General features: G+C 72.5%; 17 protein-coding genes and 1 pseudogene. 11 read left to right on the top strand and 7 right to left on the bottom strand.

Features of this window, described 5'->3' with window-relative positions; all coding sequences use genetic code 11:
* Window positions 1-228: pseudogene (locus ABT023_RS26805) on the top strand (carboxylate-amine ligase); the annotation flags it as partial.
* A gap of 166 nt (window positions 229-394) precedes the next feature.
* A complete protein-coding gene (locus tag ABT023_RS26800; protein WP_350889229.1) occupies window positions 395-1,009 on the top strand; it encodes a nitroreductase family protein in 615 nt (204 codons plus the stop codon).
* Between the two features lie 3 nt (window positions 1,010-1,012).
* Here ABT023_RS26800 and ABT023_RS26795 read toward each other — a convergent pair whose 3' ends face one another.
* Both ABT023_RS26795 and ABT023_RS26790 read right to left on the bottom strand, forming a co-directional pair.
* A complete protein-coding gene (locus tag ABT023_RS26795; protein WP_350889221.1) occupies window positions 1,013-2,566 on the bottom strand; it encodes an NAD(P)-binding domain-containing protein in 1,554 nt (517 codons plus the stop codon).
* 178 nt (window positions 2,567-2,744) lie between these two features.
* A complete protein-coding gene (locus tag ABT023_RS26790; RefSeq protein ID WP_350889219.1) occupies window positions 2,745-3,059 on the bottom strand; it encodes a hypothetical protein in 315 nt (104 codons plus the stop codon).
* Between the two features lie 584 nt (window positions 3,060-3,643).
* Between ABT023_RS26790 and ABT023_RS26785 the strand changes: the two genes are divergently transcribed.
* The 5 genes from ABT023_RS26785 to ABT023_RS26765 all read left to right on the top strand — a co-directional run bounded on the left by ABT023_RS26785 (window position 3,644) and on the right by ABT023_RS26765 (window position 13,544).
* Window positions 3,644-5,614, top strand: coding sequence for a CRTAC1 family protein (locus tag ABT023_RS26785; RefSeq protein ID WP_350889217.1), 1,971 nt, complete (start codon window positions 3,644-3,646; stop codon window positions 5,612-5,614).
* Window positions 5,611-6,606 carry an enediyne biosynthesis protein gene (locus ABT023_RS26780; RefSeq protein WP_350889215.1) on the top strand — a complete coding sequence of 332 codons (996 nt, stop codon included), beginning with the start codon at window positions 5,611-5,613 and terminating at the stop codon, window positions 6,604-6,606. Before ABT023_RS26785 ends, ABT023_RS26780 begins: the two co-directional genes overlap by 4 nt.
* Before the next feature lie 97 nt (window positions 6,607-6,703).
* Window positions 6,704-12,523: a type I polyketide synthase gene (locus tag ABT023_RS26775; protein WP_350889213.1), complete on the top strand. Its 5,820-nt coding sequence runs from the start codon at window positions 6,704-6,706 to the stop codon at window positions 12,521-12,523.
* Window position 12,524: 1 nt separating this feature from the next.
* Window positions 12,525-12,998, top strand: a complete 474-nt coding sequence (locus ABT023_RS26770; protein ID WP_350889211.1) for an acyl-CoA thioesterase — start codon at window positions 12,525-12,527, stop codon at window positions 12,996-12,998.
* A gap of 45 nt (window positions 12,999-13,043) precedes the next feature.
* On the top strand, window positions 13,044-13,544 hold the full coding sequence (locus tag ABT023_RS26765) for a flavin reductase family protein (protein ID WP_350889227.1): 501 nt from the start codon (window positions 13,044-13,046) through the stop codon (window positions 13,542-13,544).
* 255 nt (window positions 13,545-13,799) lie between these two features.
* Here the strand turns inward: ABT023_RS26765 and ABT023_RS26760 are convergent, their stop codons facing one another.
* Window positions 13,800-15,167 (bottom strand): cytochrome P450, encoded by a 1,368-nt coding sequence (locus ABT023_RS26760; RefSeq protein ID WP_405108804.1) that lies wholly within the window; start codon window positions 15,165-15,167, stop codon window positions 13,800-13,802.
* Complete coding sequence (locus tag ABT023_RS26755) at window positions 15,164-16,150, bottom strand: DUF1702 family protein (protein WP_350889223.1); 987 nt, start codon at window positions 16,148-16,150, stop codon at window positions 15,164-15,166. Before ABT023_RS26755 ends, ABT023_RS26760 begins: the two co-directional genes overlap by 4 nt.
* Window positions 16,151-16,383: 233 nt before the next feature.
* Between ABT023_RS26755 and ABT023_RS26750 the strand changes: the two genes are divergently transcribed.
* Window positions 16,384-17,475, top strand: a complete 1,092-nt coding sequence (locus ABT023_RS26750; RefSeq protein ID WP_350889209.1) for an SDR family NAD(P)-dependent oxidoreductase — start codon at window positions 16,384-16,386, stop codon at window positions 17,473-17,475.
* The gene (locus tag ABT023_RS26745; protein WP_350889207.1) at window positions 17,472-18,173 is read left to right on the top strand and encodes a maleylpyruvate isomerase family mycothiol-dependent enzyme; all 702 of its coding nucleotides are present in this window, start codon (window positions 17,472-17,474) and stop codon (window positions 18,171-18,173) included. The genes ABT023_RS26750 and ABT023_RS26745 overlap by 4 nt, the downstream gene beginning before the upstream one ends.
* 219 nt (window positions 18,174-18,392) lie before the next feature.
* Here ABT023_RS26745 and ABT023_RS26740 read toward each other — a convergent pair whose 3' ends face one another.
* Together ABT023_RS26740 and ABT023_RS26735 are read right to left on the bottom strand one after the other, a co-directional pair.
* Window positions 18,393-19,172: a helix-turn-helix transcriptional regulator gene (locus tag ABT023_RS26740; RefSeq protein ID WP_350889205.1), complete on the bottom strand. Its 780-nt coding sequence runs from the start codon at window positions 19,170-19,172 to the stop codon at window positions 18,393-18,395.
* Between the two features lie 456 nt (window positions 19,173-19,628).
* Window positions 19,629-20,693 (bottom strand): carboxymuconolactone decarboxylase family protein, encoded by a 1,065-nt coding sequence (locus tag ABT023_RS26735; protein WP_350889203.1) that lies wholly within the window; start codon window positions 20,691-20,693, stop codon window positions 19,629-19,631.
* Between the two features lie 322 nt (window positions 20,694-21,015).
* On the opposite strand from ABT023_RS26735, the gene ABT023_RS26730 reads away from it, so the two are divergent.
* Complete coding sequence (locus tag ABT023_RS26730; protein WP_350889201.1) at window positions 21,016-21,615, top strand: carboxymuconolactone decarboxylase family protein; 600 nt, start codon at window positions 21,016-21,018, stop codon at window positions 21,613-21,615.
* Window positions 21,616-21,640: 25 nt separating this feature from the next.
* Window positions 21,641-22,516 carry an SDR family NAD(P)-dependent oxidoreductase gene (locus ABT023_RS26725; RefSeq protein WP_350889200.1) on the top strand — a complete coding sequence of 292 codons (876 nt, stop codon included), beginning with the start codon at window positions 21,641-21,643 and terminating at the stop codon, window positions 22,514-22,516.
* Window positions 22,517-22,596: 80 nt separating this feature from the next.
* On the opposite strand, the gene ABT023_RS26720 is transcribed toward ABT023_RS26725, so the two are convergent.
* Window positions 22,597-23,101 (bottom strand): copper resistance CopC family protein (locus ABT023_RS26720; protein ID WP_350889198.1); only part of this gene is annotated, 505 nt, incomplete at its 5' end.

Here is a 23,101-nt window from a genome sequence, read left to right as displayed (position 1 = left end):
GTGGACCCGCGCACGGGCCGGCTGCGGCCCGCGACCGCGCTGGCCCGCGACCTGCTGGACACGGTGGAGCCGGTGCTGCGCGCCCACGGCGAGCACGACGTCGTCGCGGCATGGTTGGAGCGGCTGGGAGCCGACGGCACCGGGGCGCGGCACCAGCGGTCGGTGGCCCGCCGGGGCGGGACGCTCGCCGACGTCGTCGACCACCTCGCGGAGCAGACCGCGGGCTGACCCTGCCGCGGTGCCATCATCACCCGCGCCGTCCACGGCTCGGCGATCAGGGCAATTCCGCGCAACCAGCGGCGGGTGCCGTGGGTAATGCTGGAGAAGCCCCCGACCTGCCGATGGAGGCTCTTCCGTGAACCAGATCGCGACCACCCCGTTCCACCTGGACAGGATGGAACCCACGCTGATGAACCGCACCGCCCGGGCGTTCGCCGACCAGATGGCGGCCCGCCGGTCGGTACGACACTTCTCGGCCGAACCCGTGCCGCTGGACGTCGTCGAGGAGGCCGTCCGGGCCGCCGCGACGGCGCCCAGCGGCGCCAACCTGCAACCCTGGCGCTTCGTGATGATCACCGACGCGGAGCGCAAGCGCCAACTGCGGGAGGCCGCCGAGGCCGAGGAGATCGAGTTCTACACCCGACGCGCCTCGGCCGAGTGGCTCAATGCGGTGGCCCCGATGGGCACCGACTGGCAGAAGCCGTTCCTGGAGACCGCCCCGGTGGTCATCGTCGTGTTCGAGGTCCACCAGGGCCCGCAGACCCCGAGGCCCTACTACGTCAAGGAGTCGGTCGGCATCGCCATCGGCATGCTGATCACCGCCCTGCACCTGTCCGGGCTGGCCACACTCACCCACACCCCCAGCCCGATGCGGTTCCTCAACGAGATCTGCGAGCGTCCGGCCGAGGAGCGCGCCTGCGTGGTGATGCCGGTCGGCTACCCGGCCGAGGGGGTCACCGTCCCGGACCTGACCCGCAAGCCGCTGTCGGAGGTCATGGTCCGCCGGTAGGCGTCACCGCCCCAGATCCGCGGCGAAGAAGTCGAGCAGGGGCTGCACGTGCCGGTCCGGCCGGCGCCACTCGGCCAGCAGGTCCTCCAGCAGGTGCAGCTCCTCGACAAGTTCCCCGCCCCGGTAGCGGCGCAGCACCGGGTGGATGAAGGCGCTCTCGGCGGCCCGGTCGGGCTGCGGGTGCCGCTCGATGGCGAACACGTCGGAGTACGCGTCGCGGCCCCAGCGCAGCGAGAACGTGTAGTAGTGGCTCTCGCCGCCGAACCGCTCCACCGCGTGGTCCTCGGGCAGGTCCTGGTAATGGCGGGCCCCGCCGGCGCCGGGGTCGACGACGAGGACGTCGCAGAGGAACTCGAACTGGGTCCACAGCGCCGAACTCCAGTTGACCCGGTCCAGCACCACCCCGGTGAGCGCCTCGGCGTCGGCCTCCACCTTCTCGTACGGCAGCGGCGCGCCCTCGTACCGCTCGCGCAGCAGGGCGGTGAGCGTCCGCAGGTTGTAGCGGAACCCGTCGATGAAGGCCGAGGACGCCTTCTTGAAGTCCCGGTCCTGGGCGAGCGTGCCGGCGAAGTACAGCCCGTCGACGTCTATCGACTGCCAGTCGGGCCGGGTGACCGGCAGCCGCCCGCTGGGCACCCTCGCCGGGCGGCAGTTCTCGGCGAACATCGAGGTGTCCATGGCGAAGCCGGTGCAGCGCAGCACGGTCTCGTACTCCATGACGGCCGTCTCGCCGTCGGCGTGGGTGTAGGTCAGGTGCACCTCGTACTTGTCGCCCACCGGGCGGATCTCGTCGATGACGCAGTCGAGCACCGAGTGCAGGGTCTTGAACTGGTAGCTGTCCAGAACGGCGCCGTGGTGGCCCCGTACGTCGCCGGGGTGCTTGGTGTTCCAGGCCAGCCGCATCGGCCGGGGGCTGGCCAGGTGGATCATGGCGGCGTGCCCGAGGATCGCCGAGGCGGTCTCGAAGGCGGAGTTGCCCTTGCCGAGGATGAGCACCCGCTGGCCGGCGTAGTCGGCCGCGTCGGTGCTCATGTCCTCGTATCCGACCGCGTGCTCGATGCCACGCACGTCGGGGACGTTCGGGGGGCCCCAGCCGGCGGCCACCACGACGCAGTCGGCGTGCAGCAGCCGGCCGCCGGCCCGCACGAGGAAGCCGTCGTCGGTCTTCTCGACCCGTTCGACGGTGGTGTCGTAGCGGATGGCCAACCGGTGGTGCTCGGCGAAGTCGCCCAGGTAGCGGACCAGGTCGTCCGCGTTGGGGAAGTACTCGCGGCTGTAGTCGGAGAACGGCAGGTCGGCCGGCTCGTGCAGCAGGGAGTTCCAGTCCCAGCGCAGCCGGATCTCCGGGTCGGTGCTGGTCGTGTGCACCTTGTTCAGGGAGATCAGCCGGCGGTGCCGGGGGAACCGGCGGAAGAACTCGCCGGGGCTGGTCGCGCGTTCCAGCGTCAGGTAGTCGCTGCCGGCCTGCTGGAGGTAGTAGCTCAGCTGTAGGCCGGCCGGACCTGCGCCGATGATCAGGTAACGGTGGTGCTCGGTGCCTTCTGGCAGTTCGGTCATGGGTGCTCCCGCGTCGAGTACCCAAGACCATTGATGATAAATGCACTTAAGTCAATACATATCCGGGTTGGAGCGTGGCCCCGAAGGGCCGAGGCACACCCCCCAACGGGTTCCGCTCCGGTGCCGACCGCCCCCGACGGGTGGACCCCGGGGGCGGTCGGGCGACGTGGGCGCCGGCTCAGGCCGGCTGGGCGGCCGGCTCGCGGTGGCCGCTGACCTTCGCGGCCGGCATCGGGCCGCCGCGGGCGGTGCCGGTCATCTCGTCGCCGTCGATCGTCACGTCGAAGGCCAGGTCCATCCGCATCGGCCTCTTGATGGACTGGTACCACGACAGGCGGTTGCCCTCCAGCTGGAGGTCGTTCAGGGTGAGCGTTTCCTTCTCACCACGCGAAATTCCCTGTAGGACACCGTCCTCGCTGAACAGCTCGAGCTCGGTACGGCGGGTGCCGAACGGGGTGGCCACGGCCACCTTCCAGAATCCCTCGACAGACACGACGGCTTCCTCTCTTCCCGGTCCCGGGCGGGGTGATCCCCGAAGACAGCGCGCCCGGGCAGCGCCGCAACCCACGCTAGCCACCGCGCGGTCCACAGTTAGTCGCCATATTGCCGTCTTCGGCCCCCCGGGTGGACACAGCGGGTCAAGACGACGAGATTGACCTAAAGGGATCCGGAGCGTCAAACCGTCCGTTAAACGCGAACCAAACGGCGGCAGGCTGGGAGAACGTCGGGAGCAATGTGAAAGAAGCGCGGTCCGGGGCCACCGTCGCACGATGAAGTCGCACGATGAACCTGGGCCCGATCCGGTCGCCCTAATCCACTTTCCCCGCCCGCAGCAGGAGGAAACCAGGCACCCCAGGAATCAGATTCGCCACGTCGGTTGAAAAGGCCGGAGGAGTCCCTCCACCGGCCGGGTCCGACGCGCCGGCGGACCCTTTCCGCCAGGCGACAATTCCCTATCCCCAACCGCGCGCCGCCACGAAACCGCCCCGTGGAACACCGCCGCGGCGGCGCCGTCTGCCCTGTTCACGCCATCGGCTTTGGCAGAAGTCGATGGCTCTGTCGTAAGGAGACCTTACCGTGCTGGGTCAACGCGCACGCTCGCTCAGTCCCGGAATAGTCGCGATTCTACTCGCGGCCTCGCTATTTTTCATCATCGACGCCCGCGTTTCCGTCGCCGGTGCCGAGCAGGCCGCCACACGATACCGCTTCACCGAGCAGCCCATCGCCTACCCGGACGGCTACGACAAGTTGCCCAAGAGAACGATCCGGGACGTCAACCCGACGTACCACAAGATCCGGGCCTGGATCTCGTCGGTCGGCGCGAGCATCGCGCTCAACGACCTCACCGACCACGGCCGGGCCAACAGCATGTGCTTCGTGGACGTCCGCACCAACCACGTGGTGGTCACCTACGCGCCCACCGCGCCGAAGGAGGACCAGTTCACGCCGTTCATCCTCGACGCGGCGCCGCTGCCGATCGACGACACCATGGCGCCGATGGCCTGCGTCCCGGGCGACTACAACCTCGACGGCCGGATGGACCTGATGGTCACCTACTGGGGCCGGGTGCCGATCATGTTCCTGCGCAAGGCCGGCGCCACCACGGTGTCCAACGCGACGTACCAGCGCCAGGAGCTGCTGCCGCAGAGCTCGCCGGACGGCCGTTACCACGGTCCCAAGTGGCACACCAACGCCTCCCTGGTCAGTGACCTCGACGGCGACGGCAAGCCGGACGTGGTGATCGGCAACTACTTCCCCGAGTCCGACGTGCTCAACACCCGGGGCCAGGACAACGTCGAGATGAACGACACCCTGTCCAGTGCCACCAACGGCGGCGGCCTGCACGTGCTGCGCTGGCACTCGGCGACCACCGGGGACAACCCGTCGGTGAACTTCGTGGCGGAGCGCGGGGCGGTGCCGTTCAAGAAGTCCACCGGCTGGACGCTGGGCCTGGGCGCGGCCGACCTGACCGCGCGGGGGCTGCCGGACGTCTACGTCGCCAACGACTTCGGGCACAACCACCTGCTGCACAACATCTCCTCCCCCGGCCGGATCAAGTTCAAGGCGGCGATCGGGGAGCGCACCCCCACCACCCCCAAGTCGTTCGTGCTCGGCAACGGTTCGTTCAAGGGCATGGGCATCGATTTCGGCGACCTGGACCGCAACGGCAACTTCGACATGGTCGTCTCCAACATCACCACGGCCTGGGGCCTGGAGGAGAGCAACTTCGTCTGGATCAACCGGGCCCGCGACGAGCGCGACATGCTCGCCAAGCTGGGCAAGGGCGTCGCACCGTTCACCCAGGAGGCCCGGCCGCTGGGCATGGCCTGGAGCGGCTGGGGCTGGGACATCAAGTTCGGCGACTTCCTCAACAGCGGCGACCTGGAGGTCGTCCAGTCGCTCGGCTTCGTCAAGGGCAAGATCAACCGGTGGCCGTGGCTGCAGGAGATGGCCATGATGAACGACGACCTGCTGTCCAACCCGGCCATGTGGCCGAACCTGCAACCCGGTGACGACATCGCCGGCAGCCAGCCGCTGGCGTTCTTCGCCCGCACGGCCAGCGGCGAGTTCGCCAACATCACCAAGGAGGTCGGGCTCGACGTCCCGATCCCCACCCGCGGCGTCGCCACCGCCGACACCCGGGGCACCGGCGCGCTGGACCTCGCGGTCGCCCGGCAGTGGGGCCCGCCGGCGTTCTACGTCAACGAGGCGCCCAGCAAGGGCAACTTCCTGAACCTGCGGCTGTACCGGCCGGCGATCGGCGCCCCTGAGGGCCAGATGCTCTGCACCCCGGCGTACGGCGCCACCGTCACGGTGACCACGCCGGACGGCCGCAAGCAGATCTCCCAACTCGACGGCGGCAGCGGCCACGCCGGCAAGCGGAGCTTCGAAGTCCACTTCGGGCTCGGCAACAGCAGTGGCCCGGTCACCGTCGACCTGCGCTGGCGCGACCTGGGCGGCCAGCAGCACAGCACCAGCCAGCAGCTCACCGCCGGAACGCACACCCTCGTGCTGACCGACCGCGTCGAGGAGGTTCCGAACCGATGACCACGATCGCCCCGCCCCCCAGCATCAACACCGCCCCCGCGGCCCGCGTCGTCCCCGCCCCGGCCAAACCGGAGCCCGACCGCCGCTACCTGGCCCTGCGCAACTTCGCCCTCTCCATCAGCATCTTCAACATCTTCGGCTACACCCTGCTCGGCTTCGAGCAGCCGTGGCTGTGGCCCATCTTCGCGGTGCTCACCGCCTACGCCGCCGAGATCACCTTCGAGCTGATCCGGGCCTGGGCCAAGAAGGAGACCCCCCGGTTCCTCGGCGGCGGCGGCCGCCGGGTGTACGAGTTCCTGCTGCCCTCGCACATCACCGCGCTGGCCTGCAACATGCTCCTCTACGCCAACGACATGTTCCTGCCGATCGCGTTCGCCGTGATCGTCGGCGTCACCGGCAAGTACGTCCTGCAGGCCCCGGTCTACGGCCGGATGCGGCACTACATGAACCCGTCGAACTTCGGCATCACCATGGCGCTGGTCTGCTTCGGCTCCTGGATCTCCATCGCCCCGCCGTACGAGTTCACGGAGAACGCCAACACCTACTTCCGGGTGATGATCCCGATCATCATCGTCACCGCCGGCACCGTGATCAACGCGCTGCTGACCCGCAAGGTGCCGCTGATCGTGGGCTGGCTCGGCGGCTTCGCCATCCAGGCGTTCATCCGGCACTGGATCTGGGACGTCGCGCTGTTCTCCGCGCTCGGCGTGATGACCGGTGTGGCGTTCGTGCTGTTCACCAACTACATGATCACCGACCCGGGCACCACCCCGGCCAAGCCGATGAACCAGTTCATGTTCGGCTCCTCGGTGGCCATGGTCTACGGCGTGCTGATGCTGTTCAACGTCGTCTACACGCTCTTCTTCGCGGTGGTCGTGGTCTGCGGCATCCGCGGACTGGGCTGGTGGCTGGCGCACCTGCGCAAGAAGTCCCGGGAGCGGGCCGCCACGCCCGCCGGGCTGTCCCTCGGCACCCCCAGGCGCATCGCGTGATCCGGCGCGACAGGACGCACCGCGCCGGCTGGCGCGCCGCGCCGGCCGAACAGGTCGACCCCCTCAGGGCGATCGACGGACGAAGCGAGGAGCAGAAATGAGCGAACGCATCGCGGTCGTCGGGATCGCCTGCCGATATCCCGACGCCGAGAACCCCAACCAACTGTGGGAGAACGTGCTCACCGGCCGCCGGGCGTTCCGTCGGCTGCCCGACGAGCGGATGAACTCCGAGGACTACTACTCCCCCGACCCGACCGCGCCCGACCGGTTCTACTCGGCCAAGGCCGCCGTGATCGAGGGCTTCGAGTTCGACCGGGTCCGGTACAAGATCGCCGGCAGCACCTTCCGGTCCACCGACATGACGCACTGGCTGGCCCTGGACACGGTCGCCCGGGCGCTGGAGGACGCCGGCTTCCCCGACGGCGAGGGGTTGCCGCTGGCCACCACCGGGGTGGTCATCGGCAACACCCTCACCGGTGAGTTCAGCCGGGCCAACCTGCTGCGACTGCGCTGGCCGTACGTGCGGCGCACGGTCGGGGCGGCGCTGCGCGAGCAGGGCTGGGGCGACGCCGAGGTCGGCACGTTCCTCGACGAGCTGGAGCCGCGCTACAAGGCGCCCTTCCCGCCGATCGACGAGGACACGCTGGCCGGCGGCCTGGCCAACACCATCGCCGGGCGGGTCTGCAACCACTTCGACTTCAAGGGCGGCGGTTACACCGTCGACGGCGCCTGCTCGTCGTCGCTGCTGTCGGTCTCCACCGCCTGCAACGCCCTGGCCAACGGCGACCTCGACGCCGCCGTGGCCGGCGGGGTGGACCTGAGCATCGACCCGTTCGAGGTGATCGGCTTCGCCAAGACCGGGGCGCTGGCCACCGGGGAGATGCGGGTGTACGACCGCAACTCCAACGGCTTCTGGCCGGGCGAGGGCTGCGGCATGCTGGTGCTGATGCGCGACGAGGACGCCGTGGCGCGCGGGCTGCGGCGGCACGCCGTCATCGCCGGCTGGGGCTACTCCTCCGACGGCAAGGGCGGCATCACCCGGCCCGAGGCCAGCGGGCACCGGCTGGCCATCCGCCGGGCGTACGAGCGGGCCGGCTACGGCATCGACTCGGTCGCCTACCTGGAGGGCCACGGCACCGGCACCGCCGTCGGCGACGCCACCGAGCTGACGGCGTTCACCGAGGCCCGGCAGGAGGCCGACCCGGCGGGCGCGCCCGCCGCGATCAGCACCGTGAAGGGCAACTTCGGCCACACCAAGGCCGCCGCCGGGGTCGCCGGGCTGCTCAAGGCGATCCTCGCGGTACGCCAGCAGGTCATCCCGCCGGCCACCGGGCACGTCGACCCGCACCCGGTGCTCGACGTGGAGCGTCCCGCCGTGCGGGTGCCCGCGACGGCGGAGCTGTGGCCGGCGGACAAGCCGGTCCGGGCGGCGGTGTCCTCGATGGGCTTCGGCGGCATCAACGCCCACGTGGTGGTCGAGAGCGCGGAGAACGGCCGGCGGACCCGGATCGGGGCGACGACGACCGCGCTGGTGCGCTCCCGGCAGGACACCGAGCTGCTGATGTTCGACGCGCGCACCCCGGAGGAGCTGGGCTCACGGCTGTCGGACCTGGCACCGTGGGTGGGCCGGCTGTCGTACGCCGAACTGGGCGACCTGGCCGCGACCCTGGCCGGGAAGCTGGTCGGCCGGCCGGTGCGGGCGGCGGTGGTCGTCGCGTCGCCCGAGCAGGCGCGGCAGCGCCTGGAGCGGCTGGTCGAGCTGGTCGACTCCGGCGAGCGTCGGGTGATCGACGCGACCGGGGGCGTCTTCCTCGGCTCGGTGGGTTCCGCCCCGCGGATCGGGTTCCTGTTCCCCGGCCAGGGCGCGGGCCGGCGGGCCGACGGCGGCGCGCTGCGCCGCCGGTTCGAGGAGGTCGACACCCTGTACCAGGCCCACCAGCCGCCGCCCGGCGCGGACCTGGTGGCCACGGCGGTGGCGCAGCCGCGGATCGTGACCGCGTCGGTCGCCGGCCTGCGGGTGCTGTCGACGCTCGGGGTGCGGGCGGTCGGGGCCACCGGGCACAGCCTCGGCGAGCTGACCGCGCTGCACTGGGCCGGTGCCATGGACGAGGCGACGCTGATCGCGACGGCCGGCGCGCGTGGCCGGATCATGGCCGACGCCAGCGCCGGCGACGGCACGATGGCCAGCATCTCCGCCGCCCCCGAGGTGGTGGAGCCGCTGCTGGTCGGCACGCCGGTGGTCATCGCCGGCTACAACAGCCCGCAGCAGACCGTGGTCTCCGGTCCGGTCGCGGCGGTGGAGCAGGTCGGCGCGCTGGCCGAGCGGTCCGGGCTGTTCTGGACCCGGATCGCGGTGTCGCACGCCTTCCACTCGGAGGCCGTCGCCCCGGCCGCGGTCGCGTTCGCCGAGCACCTGGGCGGCCTGCCCTTCGCCCCGCTGTCCGATGGGATGGTCTCCACGGTCACCGGGGACGTGCTGCCGGCCGACACCGACGTGCCCGACCTGCTGCGCCGGCAGGTGCTGGACCCGGTGCGGTTCACCCAGGCGGTGCGCCGCCTAGCCGACGACGCCGACCTGCTGCTGGAGGTCGGTCCGGGTCGGGTGCTGCGCGGCCTGGCCGCCGACATCGCCCCGGAGGTGCCGACGATCTCGCTGGAGACCGACAGCCTGTCGCTGGCGGGCCTGCTCAGCGCGGTCGGCGCCGCGTACGCGGCTGGTGCGGCGGTGAACCACTCGGTGCTGTTCCAGGACCGGTTCACCCGGCCGCTGGAGCCGGGCCGGCCGCTGCGGTTCTTCGCCAGCCCCGCCGAGTCGGCGCCGGCCGGGGACTTCGCGGTGGCCCGTGCCGGGGGCGAGCCGGCCGCCGTCGCGGTGCCGGCGGCCGGCGTGTCGGTCGCGGCCTCCGGGCCCGGCGCGACGGTCGACACCCTGGAGCTGCTGCGCCGGCTCGCCGCCGAGCGGGCGGAGCTGCCGCTGGAGGCCGTACGGCCGGACAGCCGGCCGCTGGACGAGCTGCACCTCAGCTCGATCACCGTCGGGCAGATCGTCAACCAGGCCGCCCGGGAGCTCAACGTGACCGCCCCGACGCTGACCTCCAGCTACGCCACCGCCACGGTGGCGGAGATCGCGCAGATCCTCGACGAGGCCGGCGGTGGTGGCGACGCGGAGGAAGCGGAACGGTCGATCGCCGGGGTGGCCCCGTGGGTCCGGGCGTTCGCGGTGGACCTGGTGCCCACCGAGGCCGGTCCGCGGGCCGGTGCCCCGGTCGAGGGCGGCTGGCAGGCGTTCACCGCCGGGCACAGCCCTCTCGCCGAGCCGTTGCGCACGGCGCTGCAACAGGCCCGGGTCGGCGGTGGGGTGCTGCTGTGCCTGCCGCGCGACTGCCAGCCCGAGCACATCCCGGTGATGCTGCGGGCCGCCCGGGCCGCCGTGTCGCAGGGTGGCGCCGTCCGGTTCGTGGCGCTGGGTGACCGGCGCAACGCGGCCGGCCTGGCCAAGACGCTGCACCAGGAGCACCCGGAGATCACCACGACGGTGATCACGCTGCCGCTGGCCGACGAGCCGTCCGCCGACGACGTCGCGGCCACGGTGGCCCGGCTCGTCGCCGACGTGGCGGCGACCGCCGGATTCAGCGAGGTCAACTACGACGCCGACGGCAACCGGTACGTGCCGGTGCTGCGGCCGGCGTCCCTGCCGCCCAACGGCGGGCCCGGCCTCGGGGTGGAGGACGTGCTGCTGGTCACCGGGGGCGGCAAGGGCATCACCGCCGAGTGCGCCCTGGCACTGGGGCGGGACACCCTGACGGCGGTCGGCCTGATCGGCCGCTCCGACCCGGCGGCCGACGCGGAACTGGCGGCCAACCTGGAACGGCTCACCGCCGCCGGGGTGCGCTTCCACTACGCCCGGGCGGACATCACCGCCCTGGACGAGGTGAAGGCGGCCGTCAACGACATCGAGCGGGTGCTCGGCCCGGTCACCGGCGTGCTGCACGGCGCCGGCCGCAACGAGCCGACCGCGGTGGTCAGCCTCGACGAGGCGACGTTCCGGCGGACCATCGCGCCGAAGATCGACGGGCTGGAGGCCGTGCTCGCCGCGACCGACCCGCACACGCTGCGGCTGCTGGTCACCTTCGGCAGCATCATCGGCCGGGCGGGGCTGCGCGGCGAGGCGCACTACGCCACGGCCAACGACTGGATGACCGACCTGACCCGCCGGGTCGGCGAGGACTACCCGCACATCCGGTGCCTGGCGCTGGAGTGGTCGGTGTGGTCCGGCGCCGGCATGGGCGAGCGGCTCGGGGTGCTGGAGGCCCTCACCCGCGACGGCATCGCGCCGATCCCGGTGGAGGCCGGCATCGCCACCCTGAAGGAGGTGCTGGCCAGCCCGTCCGCGCCGCAGGCGCTGGTGGTGATGGGCCGCGCCGACGGCCTGTCCACGGTCACGCTGGAGCGGCGCGAGCTGCCGCTGCTGCGCTTCGTCGACCGGCAGCAGGTGCACTACCCGGGCGTGGAGCTGGTCGTGGACGCCGACCTGACCGCCGACGACGACCTCTACCTGCCCGACCATCTGCTCGACGGGGACCTGCTCTTCCCCGCCGTGCTGGGCATGGAGGCGATGGCGCAGGCGGCGGCGGCGCTCACCGGGCGCACCGAGGCCCCGGTGCTGGAGGACGTCGAGCTGCTGCGCCCGATCGTGGTGCCGCCCTCGGGCAGCAACACGATCCGGATCGCGGTGCTCGCCGCGGCCGACGGCTCGGTCGAGGCGGTGGTGCGCAGCAGCGACACCAACTTCCAGGCCGACCACTTCCGGGCCCGGCTGCGCTGGGACCAGCCGCTGCGGGTCGAGGCCCGGCCGGGGACCGCCGCCGCGCGGCTGCTGCCGATCGACCCGGCCCGCGACCTGTACGGCCCGGTGCTGTTCCAGGGACGGCGGTTCCAGCGCCTGCTGGGCTACCTGGACCTGGCGGCGACGAGCTGCACGGCGCGGGTGTCCAACCGGCCGGTCGACTCGTGGTTCGCCCGGTACCGGCCCGGCGACCTGGTGCTCGGCGACCCGGGCACCCGGGACACGGTGATGCACGCGTTGCAGTGCTGCGTGCCGGACGCGACCCTGCTGCCGGGGGCTATCGAGCGGCTGTACCTGGCCGACCCGAAGGTCGCCGCCACCCTGGACACCGTCACCATCCACGCGGTGGAGCGGCTGCGCCAGGGCGACACCTACCACTACGACGTGGACGTCTGCGACGGCGACGGCAACCTCGTCGAGCGGTGGGTGGGGCTGCGCCTGCACGCCGTACGCAAGCAGGACGGCACCGGGCCGTGGCTGCCGGCGCTGGTCGGCCCGTACCTGGAGCGGCGGGCCGGCGCGTTCCTGCCCGACGAGCTGCGCTGCGTCGTACGGCCCGACGACCCGGACGCCACCGGCACGCCGGCCCGGCGCCGGCAGACCGCCCGGGCGGTGAGCTGGGCGTTGGGCACGGAGACGACGGTGCGTTACCGGCCCGACGGCAAGCCGGAGGTCGACGGGGACGTCCGGATCTCCGCCTCGCACGGCGCCGGGGTCACCTTCGCCGTCGCCGGCGCCTCGGCGGCGGTGGGCTGCGACGTGGAGCTGGCCTCGGCCCGTTCCGCCGCCGAGTGGGAGGGCCTGATCGGCCCGGACGGGGTCGCCCTGTCCACGCTGCTGGCCCGGGAGCAGGGCGAGGACCTGTCGGTCGCCGCCACCCGGGTCTGGGGCGCGGTCGAGTGCCTGCGCAAGAACGGCCACACCCGGGTCGACCTGGTGGCCGAGCCGAACGGAACGGCCGGCTGGGTCGCCCTGCGCTCGGGGGCGGCGCGGGTCGCCACCTTCGTCACCGCGCTCAACGACATCGGCGACCCGGTGGTGTTCACGATGCTGGCGGAAGGAGTCAGGTGAGATGGAGTCCTACTACGAGTACCGGCACCTGGTGGGTTTCGAGGAGACCAACCTCGTCGGAAACGTCTATTACGTCAACTACATGCGCTGGCAGGGCCGGTGCCGGGAGATGTTCCTGCGGGACGAGGCGCCGGAGGTCCTGGCGGACATCCGCGACGACCTGAAGCTGTTCACGCTCAAGTGCGAGTGCGAGTTCTTCACCGAGATCACCGCGTTCGACGAGTTGTCGATCCGGATGCGGCTGGAGGACCTCACGCAGACCCAGATCGGCTTCGCGTTCGACTACGTGCGGCTGCGTGACGGCTTCGAGGAGCTGGTGGCCCGGGGCCGGCAGCGGATCGCGTGCATGCGCGGCCCGAACACCGACACCCGGCCGACCCGGGTGCCGGACACGCTGCGCGCGGCCCTGTCGCGCTACGCGGTGCCCCTCGCCGCGGGCGGCCGGCGGGTGTCCGAAGGCGTCGGGGAGGGCTGAGCCGTGACCGGAGCGGACCAGCGGCCGACCGCCGGCCCGGCGACGATGCCGACGCCCGCGGCCGACCACGCCGAACTGCGGGCGGTCATGGGGATGTTCGCCACCGGCGTGACGGTGGTGACGTCGGGCCGGGACCTGCCGCACGGCATGACCGCGAACGCGTTCACCTCCGTGTCGCTGGACCCGGCGATGGTCCTGGTGTGCGTGAAGCGCAGCGCCGTCATGCACGACACCGTCCTGGCCCAGGGCACCTTCGCGGTGTCCATCCTGGCCGCCGACCAGGAGGGGCTGGCCCGGTACTTCGCCAGCTCCAGCAGGCCCCGCGACGAGCGGGAGTTCGAGACGGTGCGGTGCGAACCGGGCCCGCACACCGGCGCGCCGATCGTGACCGGGAACGTGGCCTGGGTGGAGTGCAAGCTGGCGGCGGTGTACGACGGCGGCGACCACTCCATCTTCCTCGGCTCGGTCCTCAGCACCGGCCGTGGTGACAGCAGCGACGCGCTGCTGTTCCACGGCGGCCGGTTCCGCGAGGTCGGCAAGGGCTGATCTGATCGGCCACCGACGGCCGGGCGGCCACGCACCCCGCGTGGTCGACCCGGCCGTCGCCGTGCGGGCCGGGCGCGGGAACCACAGGGCGGGCGCGGGAACCAGCAGCAGGGCGGGCGCGCGAACCAGCAGGGCGGGCGCCGGAACCAGCAGCAGGGCGGGCGCGCGGGCGACCTCGTCGGGGTCCCGGGCGGACACGACGAGGCGCAACCGGCGGGAAGCACCGGTTGCGCCTGGATCGACGGGTCGGACGGGTCAGGCCTCGTGGACGTGCATCGGCAGGCCGCCCCGCACCCGCAGGGTCAGCATCGGCTCCGGCACCACCTGGTAACCGGGGCTCAGCGACAGGCGTAGCTGACGGGCCACGCAGGCCAGGACGAACACCGCCTCCATCAGCCCGAGGTTGTTGCCGACGCAGAAGCGCGGGCCGGCGCCGAACGGGATGTAGGCGTACCGCGGTCGGTCGGTGCGCCGGTCCGGGTCGAACCGATCCGGGTCGAAGCGGTCCGGGTCGGGCCAGAACTCCGGGTGCCGGTGCAGGGTGTACGGGCACAGCACCAGGTCCGCGCCGGCGGGCACGTGCCACCCGCCCACGTTGTCGTCGGCCTGGGCGACGCGCGGCAGCAGCCACACCGGCGGGTACAGCCGCATCACCTCGTCGACCACCATCGCGGTGTACCGCAGCCGGTGCAGGTCCTCGTACACCGGGTTGCGGTCGCCGAGCACCTCGACGGCCTCGGCGTGCATCCGCTCCCACACCTCGTGGTGCTGGTCGAGCAGGTAGAAGGTCCAGGTGAGGGTGCTGGCGGTGGTCTCGTGCCCGGCCAGCAGCAGGGTCACCAGCTCGTCACGCATCCGCTGCCGGGCCACCCCCGGGTCGGTCTCCCGGCTGGTCGACTCGATGAGGCGGGACACCACGTCGTCGCGGCCCTCGGTGCCGCCGGGCTCCGCCCGCCGGTGCGCCACCAGCCGGTCGACGATCTCCTGGAGCTCGGCGCGGGCCCGGCGGAAGCGCAGCTGCCGGGGCAACGGCACCCAGGTCGGCACGGCACTCAGCGACATCATCTCGAAGATCGCCTGGTCCTGGACCGCCTCGAACGCCTCGCCGATCCCGCCGAACTCGCTGAGGTCGGCGTCGAGCAGCGTCCGGCCCAGCACGCCGAGGGTCAGCTCGGTCATCTCGTGCCGGATGTCGACCGGGTCGCCGCCGGCCATGCGTTGCAGCCGGGCAGCCATCCGCACCGCCTCCTCGGCGACCGCGTCGGCCTGACGGGCGATGCGGCGCGCCTGGAACACCGGCTGGATCACCTTGCGCTGCTTGGTCCACAGCTCGCCCTCGCTGGTCAGCAGGCCGTCGCCGAGGGTACGGCGGGCGTGCACCAGCCCGATGCCCTTGTGGTAGTTGCCGGGGTTCTCGGCCAGCACGTGCTTGGCGTGGTCGGGGTGGTTGAAGAAGTAGAGCGTCTTCGGCCCCAGCGGCAGCCGGACCGCGTCGCCGTGCCGGGCGGAGACCGCCCGCATGACGTCCAGCCGGTTGCGGGCCATCCGCCCGAGCAGCACCGGCGCCGTCCAGGGCGACGGCCCCGGCGGGCGCAGCCGGCCCCGGTCGGCGACGGCGGTCACGGCTGCACCCTCGCGCCGACCCGGAACCGCTCGGCCACGGCCCGCCGCCACACCTCGTAGGCGGGCAGGCCGTCGGCCGCCGGTCCGGCGGGGATCAGCTCGTCGGTGATCCGGCCCGCCTCGGCGGCGGAGGTCCGGCAGAACACCCGGGCCGCCAGCTCCGTGTGCGGCACCAGCAGCCCGGCCCTGATCCGGGCCTGCGCCGCGAACGCGGAGGCCTGGGCGACGAACGGGGCGTGCTCGCCCGCCCGGGTCAGGAACAGCCGCAGCTCGTCCTCGGTGCAACCGCCCGCGTACGTGGCCGCGAGCCCGGCGCCGCTGTAGAGGTCCTGGTGCCGGGCCGGCGCGAACCGGTCGATGAGGTCGGCAGCGAGCGCCGGATCGCACCCGGCGACGAACCAGGTGGCCCGGCCGATGCCCTGGTCGATGGCGCGGGCGGCGTACGAGGCCGGGCCCTCGGCCGGCCACGGGAAGTCGGTCACCGCGCGCCGGCCGTGCACGTACTCGTCGGTGTGGAAGTACGCCTGGTGGAAGCCGTAGCCGTCGTGCACGAGCCAGCGCAGCAACGGGTCGGTGCCGGCCGCGAGAGCCCGCCGCCACAGGAACTTCGGCAGTCGGGCGAGCGCCCAGCCGATCCCGACGTACGCCATGTAGACGTGCCGGTCGCCGGTGCCGGCGAGGAACTCGGCGCTGCGCCGAGGGGTGCCCGGGGTCAGCGCGTCGACCAGCGCGAAGCCCATGGCCGCGCCCTCGTAGGCGAACCCCTGGAACCGGGTGGGCAGCTCGGCGAGGTCGGTGTCGACGTCGGTCACCCGGCGTGCGCCGGCGGCCGAGGAGAGCCCGGTCAGGAACGACGAACCGACCGTCTCCAGGATGGTGCGGGCCTCCGGCCCCTTGTCGTGGAACCCCCGGGTGGAGACGAGGGTCTCCGAGACGTCGGGGGTAAGGACGCGGCGCCTGAGCGCCCTGATGGTGCCGGCCACCTGCTGCTCCAATACATCCAGAGTTGACGATCCAACTGCCTCATCCTCCGGGCCGACCGGTGCCCGCCGCCACTTCCCGGTTGCCCTCTGACCTGCGGTGGAACGGTCGAGACGACGGCACGCTCGGAGTAGTTCGCCGTCGCCGAAAGGGGCACGATCGAGCCGCCCGCCAGGTCCGGCAGCCGCGACGCGCCGCGCGTCCCACGCCGGTCGCGGGCGGAGAGGAACTCGCGATGTTGGTACTTGTGACGGGCGGTACGGGCTTCGTCGGCGCGCACACGGTGGCGGCGCTCGCCGCAGCCGGACACCGGGTGCGGGTGCTGGCCCGCGACCCCGACCGGGTCGCCCCGGCCCTGTCGCCGCTGTCGGTGCCGGGCGACGCGGTGCAGGTCGCGGACGGCGACGTCACCGACGAGACGGCGGTGGCCCGGGCCGTCCGCGGCGTCGACGCGCTGGTGCACGCCGCCTCGGTCTACTCGTTCGACAGCCGGTGGCACGAGGCCACCCGACGCACCAACGTACGCGGCACGGAGGTGGTGCTGGCGGCGGCCCGCCGGCACGGGGTGGGGCGCTCGGTGCACGTGTCGACGTTCGGCGCGCTGCTGCCGTCCCCCGCCGGGACGGTGGGCCCGCAGTCGCCGCCGAGCACGGCCCGGGAGACGTACCTGGCGAGCAAGGCCGCCGCGGAGCGGGTCGCCCGGCAGCACCAGGCGCAGGGCGACCCGGTGGTGATCAGCTACCCGCCCGCCCTGCTGGGCCCGGACGACCCGAAGCTCGGCGACCAGAACGCCCGGTTGCGCAACGTGTTGCGCGGCCTGATGCCGATGTGGCCCACCGGCGGCTTCCCGGTCGGCGACGTGCGGGACACGGCCGCGCTGCTCGCGGAGCTGGCCACCGGGCCCGCCGGGGTCGGCGACCGGCACCTCGGCCCGGGCCGCTACCTGCGCACCCGCGACTACGTGGCGGCCGTGCGCGAGGTGACCGGCCGTCGGTTGCCCACGCTGTTCCTGCCGGCCCGGGCGATGCTGCCCTTCGCGTACGCCACCGACGTGGTGCAGCGGGTGTGGCCGTGGCACATCCCGGCCGAGTACGGGGCCTGCTACGTCTGCGCCTGCGACGCCCGCCCGGAGGACGCGGCGCGGTCGGCGGGGCCCGAGCCCCGGCCGTTCACCGAGACGCTCGCCGACACCGTGCGCTGGCTGCACGGTACGGGGCGGCTCACGGCGGCGCAGGCCGGCCGGGCCGCCGCACCTGCCGACCCCGCCGCGCCCGCGGCGGGATCCGTCCGAGCCGCGGCAACGCCGCGGAAGGAGGCACGACCATGACCGTCGCAGAACCGCATTCCGCCCGCTCGTCCGAGGCCCGCGCCGTCGCGGCCTACCGCCAGGTCCGGGAGACCACGGCGGCCCTGCTGGCCCAGGCGCCCCCGGAGGCCGGCGCGCAGCCGGTGGCCAACTGTCCGGGGTGGACGGTCCGGGACCTCGTCGCGCACCTGGTGGAGATCTGCGCGCGGGTGCACGGCCGGGCCACCGGGTCCGCTCCCGGGCCGGTGCCCGACGGCGGGCTGCCGGAGCTGCTCGACGAGTGGGAGCGGTTGAGCGGGCCGGTGGAGGAGTTCCTCGCCGGTCCGGGGTCGATGGACCGGCACATCCTGGTGATGGACGCGTTCACCCACGAGCTGGACCTGCGTCAGGCGCTGGGCGTGCCGCCACCGGTCGACCATCCGGCGCTGCCGGTGGCCTCGGGCGTCCTGCTGACGGGGCTCTCCGCCTCGCTCGACGGCCACGGCCTGCCGCCGCTGGCGGTCGAGACCGAGCACGGGCGGCACGTGGCGGGAACGGGCGAGCCGGCGGCCACGATGTCCGGTCCGTGGTACGAGGTCTATCTGTCGCTGGCCGGTCGCCGCACCACGGCACAGATCCGGTCGCTGCGGTGGAGCGCGGATCCGGGGCGCTGGCTGCCGGCGTTCACCTGGGGGCCGTTCCGGGTGCCGGAGTCGTCCGGTGCCGAAACCGTACGCTGAACGCCGGTTGCGACGCGTGCGCCGGTCGGCGTCCCGGCCGACCGGTGCCCCCGTCCCACCGGCCTGCTCCCCTTCCCCCTGGGAGGTCCTTCAGGGCGCGTTGCCGGGTCCCGCGCGGCCCGCGCCCTCATCCCCGGGTGGCGACGCCGCCGCCCGGTCCGTGGCCCCGGCGCGACCCCGGGCCCGGGGTGCGGGGTCGCCACCGCCCGGTGGCGGCGGTCACGACTTGGCCCCGTGCAGCATCCGCGACGGCCGGTTGGTGCGCCGGTCGTTGCGGGCGAAGCCGTGCCGGGTCCGGCTACCGGGGGTGCTGCTGTCCAGTTCGGGCAGCGCGATCAGGATGGGCAGGTCGAACACCCCGGTGTGGTGCAGCTCCAGGTCCACCGTGAGGTCCTCGCCGACGGCGACGGTGAGCGCGTCGTGGGAGCCGACCGCCAGGGGCCGACGCATGGACGGCCGGGCCGCGATGTCGTCGAGCGCGATCGCCGCGGCGCGCAGGTACCACTCCCCCTCCGGCACGTCACGCAGGACGTACTCGCCGGAGGCCTCCAGGATGTCGCAGGAGGCCGGCAGGCCCTGCACGATGGGGCTGTCGAAGATGCCGACGTACACCTTGACCGGCACGTCGACCTGGGGCAGGACGAGGCGTCCGCTGATGCTGGCGCGGCGGCGCGGGCCGGCCGTGCGGGTGCGGGCCAGCTGCGGGATGCCGTGCTCGGCCAGCCACCGGTACCGGGCCGGCGAGATGCCCACGCTGCGGGTGAACCGGCTGATGAAGGTGCCCAGGCTGTTGTAGCCGACCGCGTAGGCGATGTCGGTGACGCTCATATCCGTCTCGAGCAGCAGGTTCTTGGCCTTGTAGAGCCGGATCGCGGTCAGGAAACGACCTGGCGAAGTGCCCGTCTTGGACCGGAAGAGCCGGGAGAAGTAAAAGCGGCTGAGAAAGGCTGAATCGGCCATTGCGTCGAGCGACAGCGGTTCGTGGTAACGATCCCACATGATCGAGATGGCTCTTTCGACGGCGTTGTGCACGGCGAATCAACTCCATTCGGTGAACACGTTGGAGACACTCCGGCCGCATGCCGGGCACGATGTGCCCGTGCGCCGGGCGCCGGCCGCGGGGTCGTCCCCACGACCGGCGACGTGGTCCTGCCCAAGGGTCGCCACGACTTCGTCGTCGCACCGTATCGGAACAGGTGTTCGATCATCCGGTGAAAACTGCGAAGAATCGCCAGTTCACCGGTGTGGTCGGGCAGCGTAAGTGCGAACCGAAACCCCTCGAGTCGCCCTTACTGTGAGTGTCCTAAGCGGTCCGGATGGGTTAGGACGATACCATGCATGGAGATCAATAAATACGGTGGTTTCCAATGTTCTCACTCGCAGCGACGTGACTTAATCTGACAGTCGCAGCGATTATCCGAATTGTTCGACGATGCGCGCCGTGTCCGGACATGATCAGTGCGGGACCGGGAGCTGGCCACCCAGCCACCGGGCCGCCGCCATCGCCGCCCAGGAGCAGATCTCGACCAGCGTCCGGTCGTCCGCGCCGACCAGCCGGCAGCCACGCACGACCCCCGGGTCCACCTGGTAGGAGGCGAAGGCCACCAGCAGCGCCAGCCGACCGACCGGCCGCTGGTTCTCGGGCAGCCCCCCGACGAGCTCCTCCACCCAGTCCCGGCTGATCCCCCGCGGGCCGCCGCGCCAGCCGACCAGGTTGACCAGCACCAGGTCGCGGACCGCCTCGGGCACCGAGCGGCGCCCCGCCTCGTCGATCGCGGCGCAGGCCCGGCCGAACGCCTCCGCGATCGCCGGGTTGCCGGCCGCCCAGGACAGGTCGGCCGGCAGCGGCGCGGCCGGCAGCAGGTCCAGGGACCGGCCCGGCTCGTGCGGACGCCGCGACGCGCTCATCATGGCGTGGCCGAGCACCCGCAGCACCATGGGCAGGGCGACCTCCGGCACCCCGGGTGGCAGCGGCACGTCGCGCAGGAACACGTTCACCACCCGGTTGAGGTAGTGCAGCAGCACCGCCACCCCGGCCAGCTCCGGCATCTGGGCCGCGGGGAACGGCGGCCGGTCCGGCCGGGTCCGCCCGTCGGCGGGCATCGCCCAGGCGACGATCTCCTCCAGCGCCGCCCCGCCGACGCCCGGTTCCAGGTCCGCTCGGGTGGGCCCGGCGGGGCCGGCGCTGCCGAGCAGGTCCAGCGCGTTGTTGTGGATGGTCGCGCAGTACGGGCAGGCGTTGCCCAGCGAGACCGCGGTGGCCACCGCCTCCTTGGCCGCCCGCGGGGCGGCGCCGGGGACGACCAGCGCCTCCCGGAGCAGCATCCACGCGGCGGCCAGCGCCTCGGGGGCCGGGGCATGCAGGGCCACCGGCGGCGCGAGCACGCCGAAGTCCCTCTCCACCTGCTTGTACACCTCGGCCACCAGGCCACTCGCCCGACCCCGACGCACCGCGTCGACGTATCGGATCTGCGTCAACCCGAGCGCGCCCAGCACCGGTCGCAGCACACTTGCCGGCATCACGCACCTCATCCATCTCTATGAATTAAATACAGGCTATCGGCGAAAAGTGCCTTCATCCAGTACTCAGTACGGTCGAACCGCGCCGTCGGTCGACCGCCGAACGGTTGCAGTAGGCAACCTGGGAGAGCATCGGACCTGCGAAGACGTGCCATCATGGGCCAACGGAATCGCTGCCTGACCGCCGTCGTCGGCGTTTCCGTGTCGCCCCGCAGCCCCGTCGGAGATCGCTGCGGCCAGCGCCGGCAGCGCTCCTACTCTGCTTTGGGGCGCGATGTCGCACGGCTGGCCCGGCCTCGCCCGAGCAACGAGGAGAAGGCTCATGGAAACCACGACGAAACAGCCGGGAGTCAGAGTCCCGCTGATTGACGAGGACAAGGCGGAGGGACGCACCGCCGAACTCTACGAAGAAATCAAGGCGGTCACCGGGCTGCCATTCGTGCCGGACATGTTCCGGCTCACCTCCACCAATCCGCGGCTGCTCGCAGTGGTGCTCGCCGGGTACGGCGGCGTCTTCGGCGGTGACACGCTCCCCCGCCACCTCAAGGAACTGATCTCGGCCTGGACGTCCAAGCTCAACGGCTGCCCGTACTGCGTCGGGACGCACAGCTGGTTCCTGAGCCAGTTCGGCGGCAGCGACGAGCTGCTCGAGGCGGTGTCGGACGCGAACACCGCCGAGGAACTGCCGGTCGACGAGCGCACCATGCCGCTCATGCAGCTGGTGACGAAGGTGAGCACCGGCGCGTACAAGATCACCGACGCGGACTGGGAGAAGGCCGCCGCGGCCGGCTGGAGCGACGCCGAGATGCTGGAGGCGGTCTTCTGCGCCTGCCTGTTCGCGTTCATCAACCGGCTGGTCGACGCCACCGGGTTGGGCTCGTCCGTGGACCGCAGCCGCATCGCGCGGCTGTCCGACGAGTGACTCCCGGCCGGAAAGGGACCCCGTCATGACCCAGTCACGCGCAATCCTGCTGACCGGCGCCTCGTCGGGCACCGGCATGTCCTCGGGCAGCGGCAAGGCAACCGCGCTGCGGTTGCACCGGGCCGGCTGGCCGGTCTACGCCACCGGGCGCAACGTGGAGGCCCTGGCCGACCTGGCCGACGAGGGCATCACCGTGCTCTACCTCGACGTCAACGACGAGGAGTCGATGGCCGCGGCGGTCAAGCGGATCACCGACGAGCACGGCGCGGTCGGCACCCTCATCAACAACGCGGCGTACAGCCTCAACGGCACCATCGGAGAGACCCCGATGGACCAGGTCCGCGCCCAGTTCGAGACGAACGTCTTCGGGCTGTGCCGGCTCACCCAGATGGTCCTGCCGGGCATGCGCGAGCAGGGTGGCGGGCGGGTGATCATGATGTCGTCGATCTTCGGCATGTTCGCCACCCCGGGCCGGGGCTACTACCAGGCCACCAAGCACGCGCTGGAGGCCATCAGCGACTCGCTGCGCCTTGAGGTGGCTCCCTTCGGCATCAAGGTGGTGGTGCTCCAGCCGGCGCCCATCCTGGGCGGCTTCGTCCCGGACAGCGTCGCCGACCTGGGCATGGACTCGCACGAGAACCCCGCGCTGTACCGGGAGTTCTGGGAACACTTCGTCGACTGGCACCAGGCGTACCGGCTCAGCGACAACCCGCCGCTGCGCGGCAAGATCGCGGTCCGGGCGGAGAACGTCGCCAAGGTTCTCGAGACGGCGGTCTCCACCCCGAACCCGCGCATCCGGTACCGGCTCGGCATGCCGCCGCGGCTGCTGCCGAAGATGCGGGCGATGATCGGTGAACGCGGGTGGGAGAAGTTCGTCCGCGCGTTCTTCCCCGTACCCTGACCGCGGGCACGAGCGGCGCCGACGGATCTCGTCGGCGCCGCCTTCCGTTGCCCCGGGTGCCGTCACGTCGTGCCCGCCCGTCAGGTCCGCGGGTCGAGGCGCAGGGACGCAGCCCGCCCGCCGCGCGGACGCAGCCACAGCAGGGCGAGGGCCACGGCCAGCACCGCGCCGTCGATGACCAGCAGGAAGGCGCTGAATCCGTCGATGCCGTGCCCGTGCTCGACCACCACGTCCACGCCGGCCTGGCGGGCCGCGTCGTCCAGCGGGGCCGGCGCGACGCCGGTGCCCACGCTGAACCGGTGCGCCCCGGTGGCGGTCGACCCGTCGGTGAAGGTGACGTGGTACGCGATCGTGTAGTCGCCGGCGGCGCCGATGCTCACCGGCAGCCGCAGCCGCGTGGAACCGGCCTTGGTCGGCTCGCCGTCGGTGACCGTCCGGCTCTCGACGTCGAGCACCGCGACGTGTGACTCTCCCGCGTCGACGCCGGCGTCGAAGTCCAGGGTCACCTCGGCCGGCGCGGCCGCGGCCACCCCCCCGGCCGGGGGGGGCGCGGGGCCCCGGCCCCCCTCGGCCCCGCGCGCGCCC

It is taken from the genome of Micromonospora sp. NPDC002296 (genome assembly GCF_040296145.1).
Taxonomy (GTDB): domain Bacteria; phylum Actinomycetota; class Actinomycetes; order Mycobacteriales; family Micromonosporaceae; genus Micromonospora.
Note: the sequence above shows the minus strand (reverse complement) of the source record. Positions and strands in the feature narration are given on the sequence as shown.

Excerpts from the sequence above, each read along its gene's own strand:
- ABT023_RS26800 (WP_350889229.1), top strand. The coding sequence starts at position 395 with ATGGAACCCACGCTGATGAACCGCACCGCCCGGGCGTTCGCCGACCAG.
- ABT023_RS26795 (WP_350889221.1), bottom strand. The coding sequence starts at position 2,566 with ATGACCGAACTGCCAGAAGGCACCGAGCACCACCGTTACCTGATCATC.
- ABT023_RS26780 (WP_350889215.1), top strand. The coding sequence starts at position 5,611 with ATGACCACGATCGCCCCGCCCCCCAGCATCAACACCGCCCCCGCGGCC.
- ABT023_RS26775 (WP_350889213.1), top strand. The coding sequence starts at position 6,704 with ATGAGCGAACGCATCGCGGTCGTCGGGATCGCCTGCCGATATCCCGAC.
- ABT023_RS26770 (WP_350889211.1), top strand. The coding sequence starts at position 12,525 with ATGGAGTCCTACTACGAGTACCGGCACCTGGTGGGTTTCGAGGAGACC.
- ABT023_RS26765 (WP_350889227.1), top strand. The coding sequence starts at position 13,044 with ATGCCGACGCCCGCGGCCGACCACGCCGAACTGCGGGCGGTCATGGGG.
- ABT023_RS26750 (WP_350889209.1), top strand. The coding sequence starts at position 16,384 with ATGTTGGTACTTGTGACGGGCGGTACGGGCTTCGTCGGCGCGCACACG.
- ABT023_RS26745 (WP_350889207.1), top strand. The coding sequence starts at position 17,472 with ATGACCGTCGCAGAACCGCATTCCGCCCGCTCGTCCGAGGCCCGCGCC.
- ABT023_RS26740 (WP_350889205.1), bottom strand. The coding sequence starts at position 19,172 with ATGTGGGATCGTTACCACGAACCGCTGTCGCTCGACGCAATGGCCGAT.
- ABT023_RS26735 (WP_350889203.1), bottom strand. The coding sequence starts at position 20,693 with ATGCCGGCAAGTGTGCTGCGACCGGTGCTGGGCGCGCTCGGGTTGACG.
- ABT023_RS26730 (WP_350889201.1), top strand. The coding sequence starts at position 21,016 with ATGGAAACCACGACGAAACAGCCGGGAGTCAGAGTCCCGCTGATTGAC.
- ABT023_RS26725 (WP_350889200.1), top strand. The coding sequence starts at position 21,641 with ATGACCCAGTCACGCGCAATCCTGCTGACCGGCGCCTCGTCGGGCACC.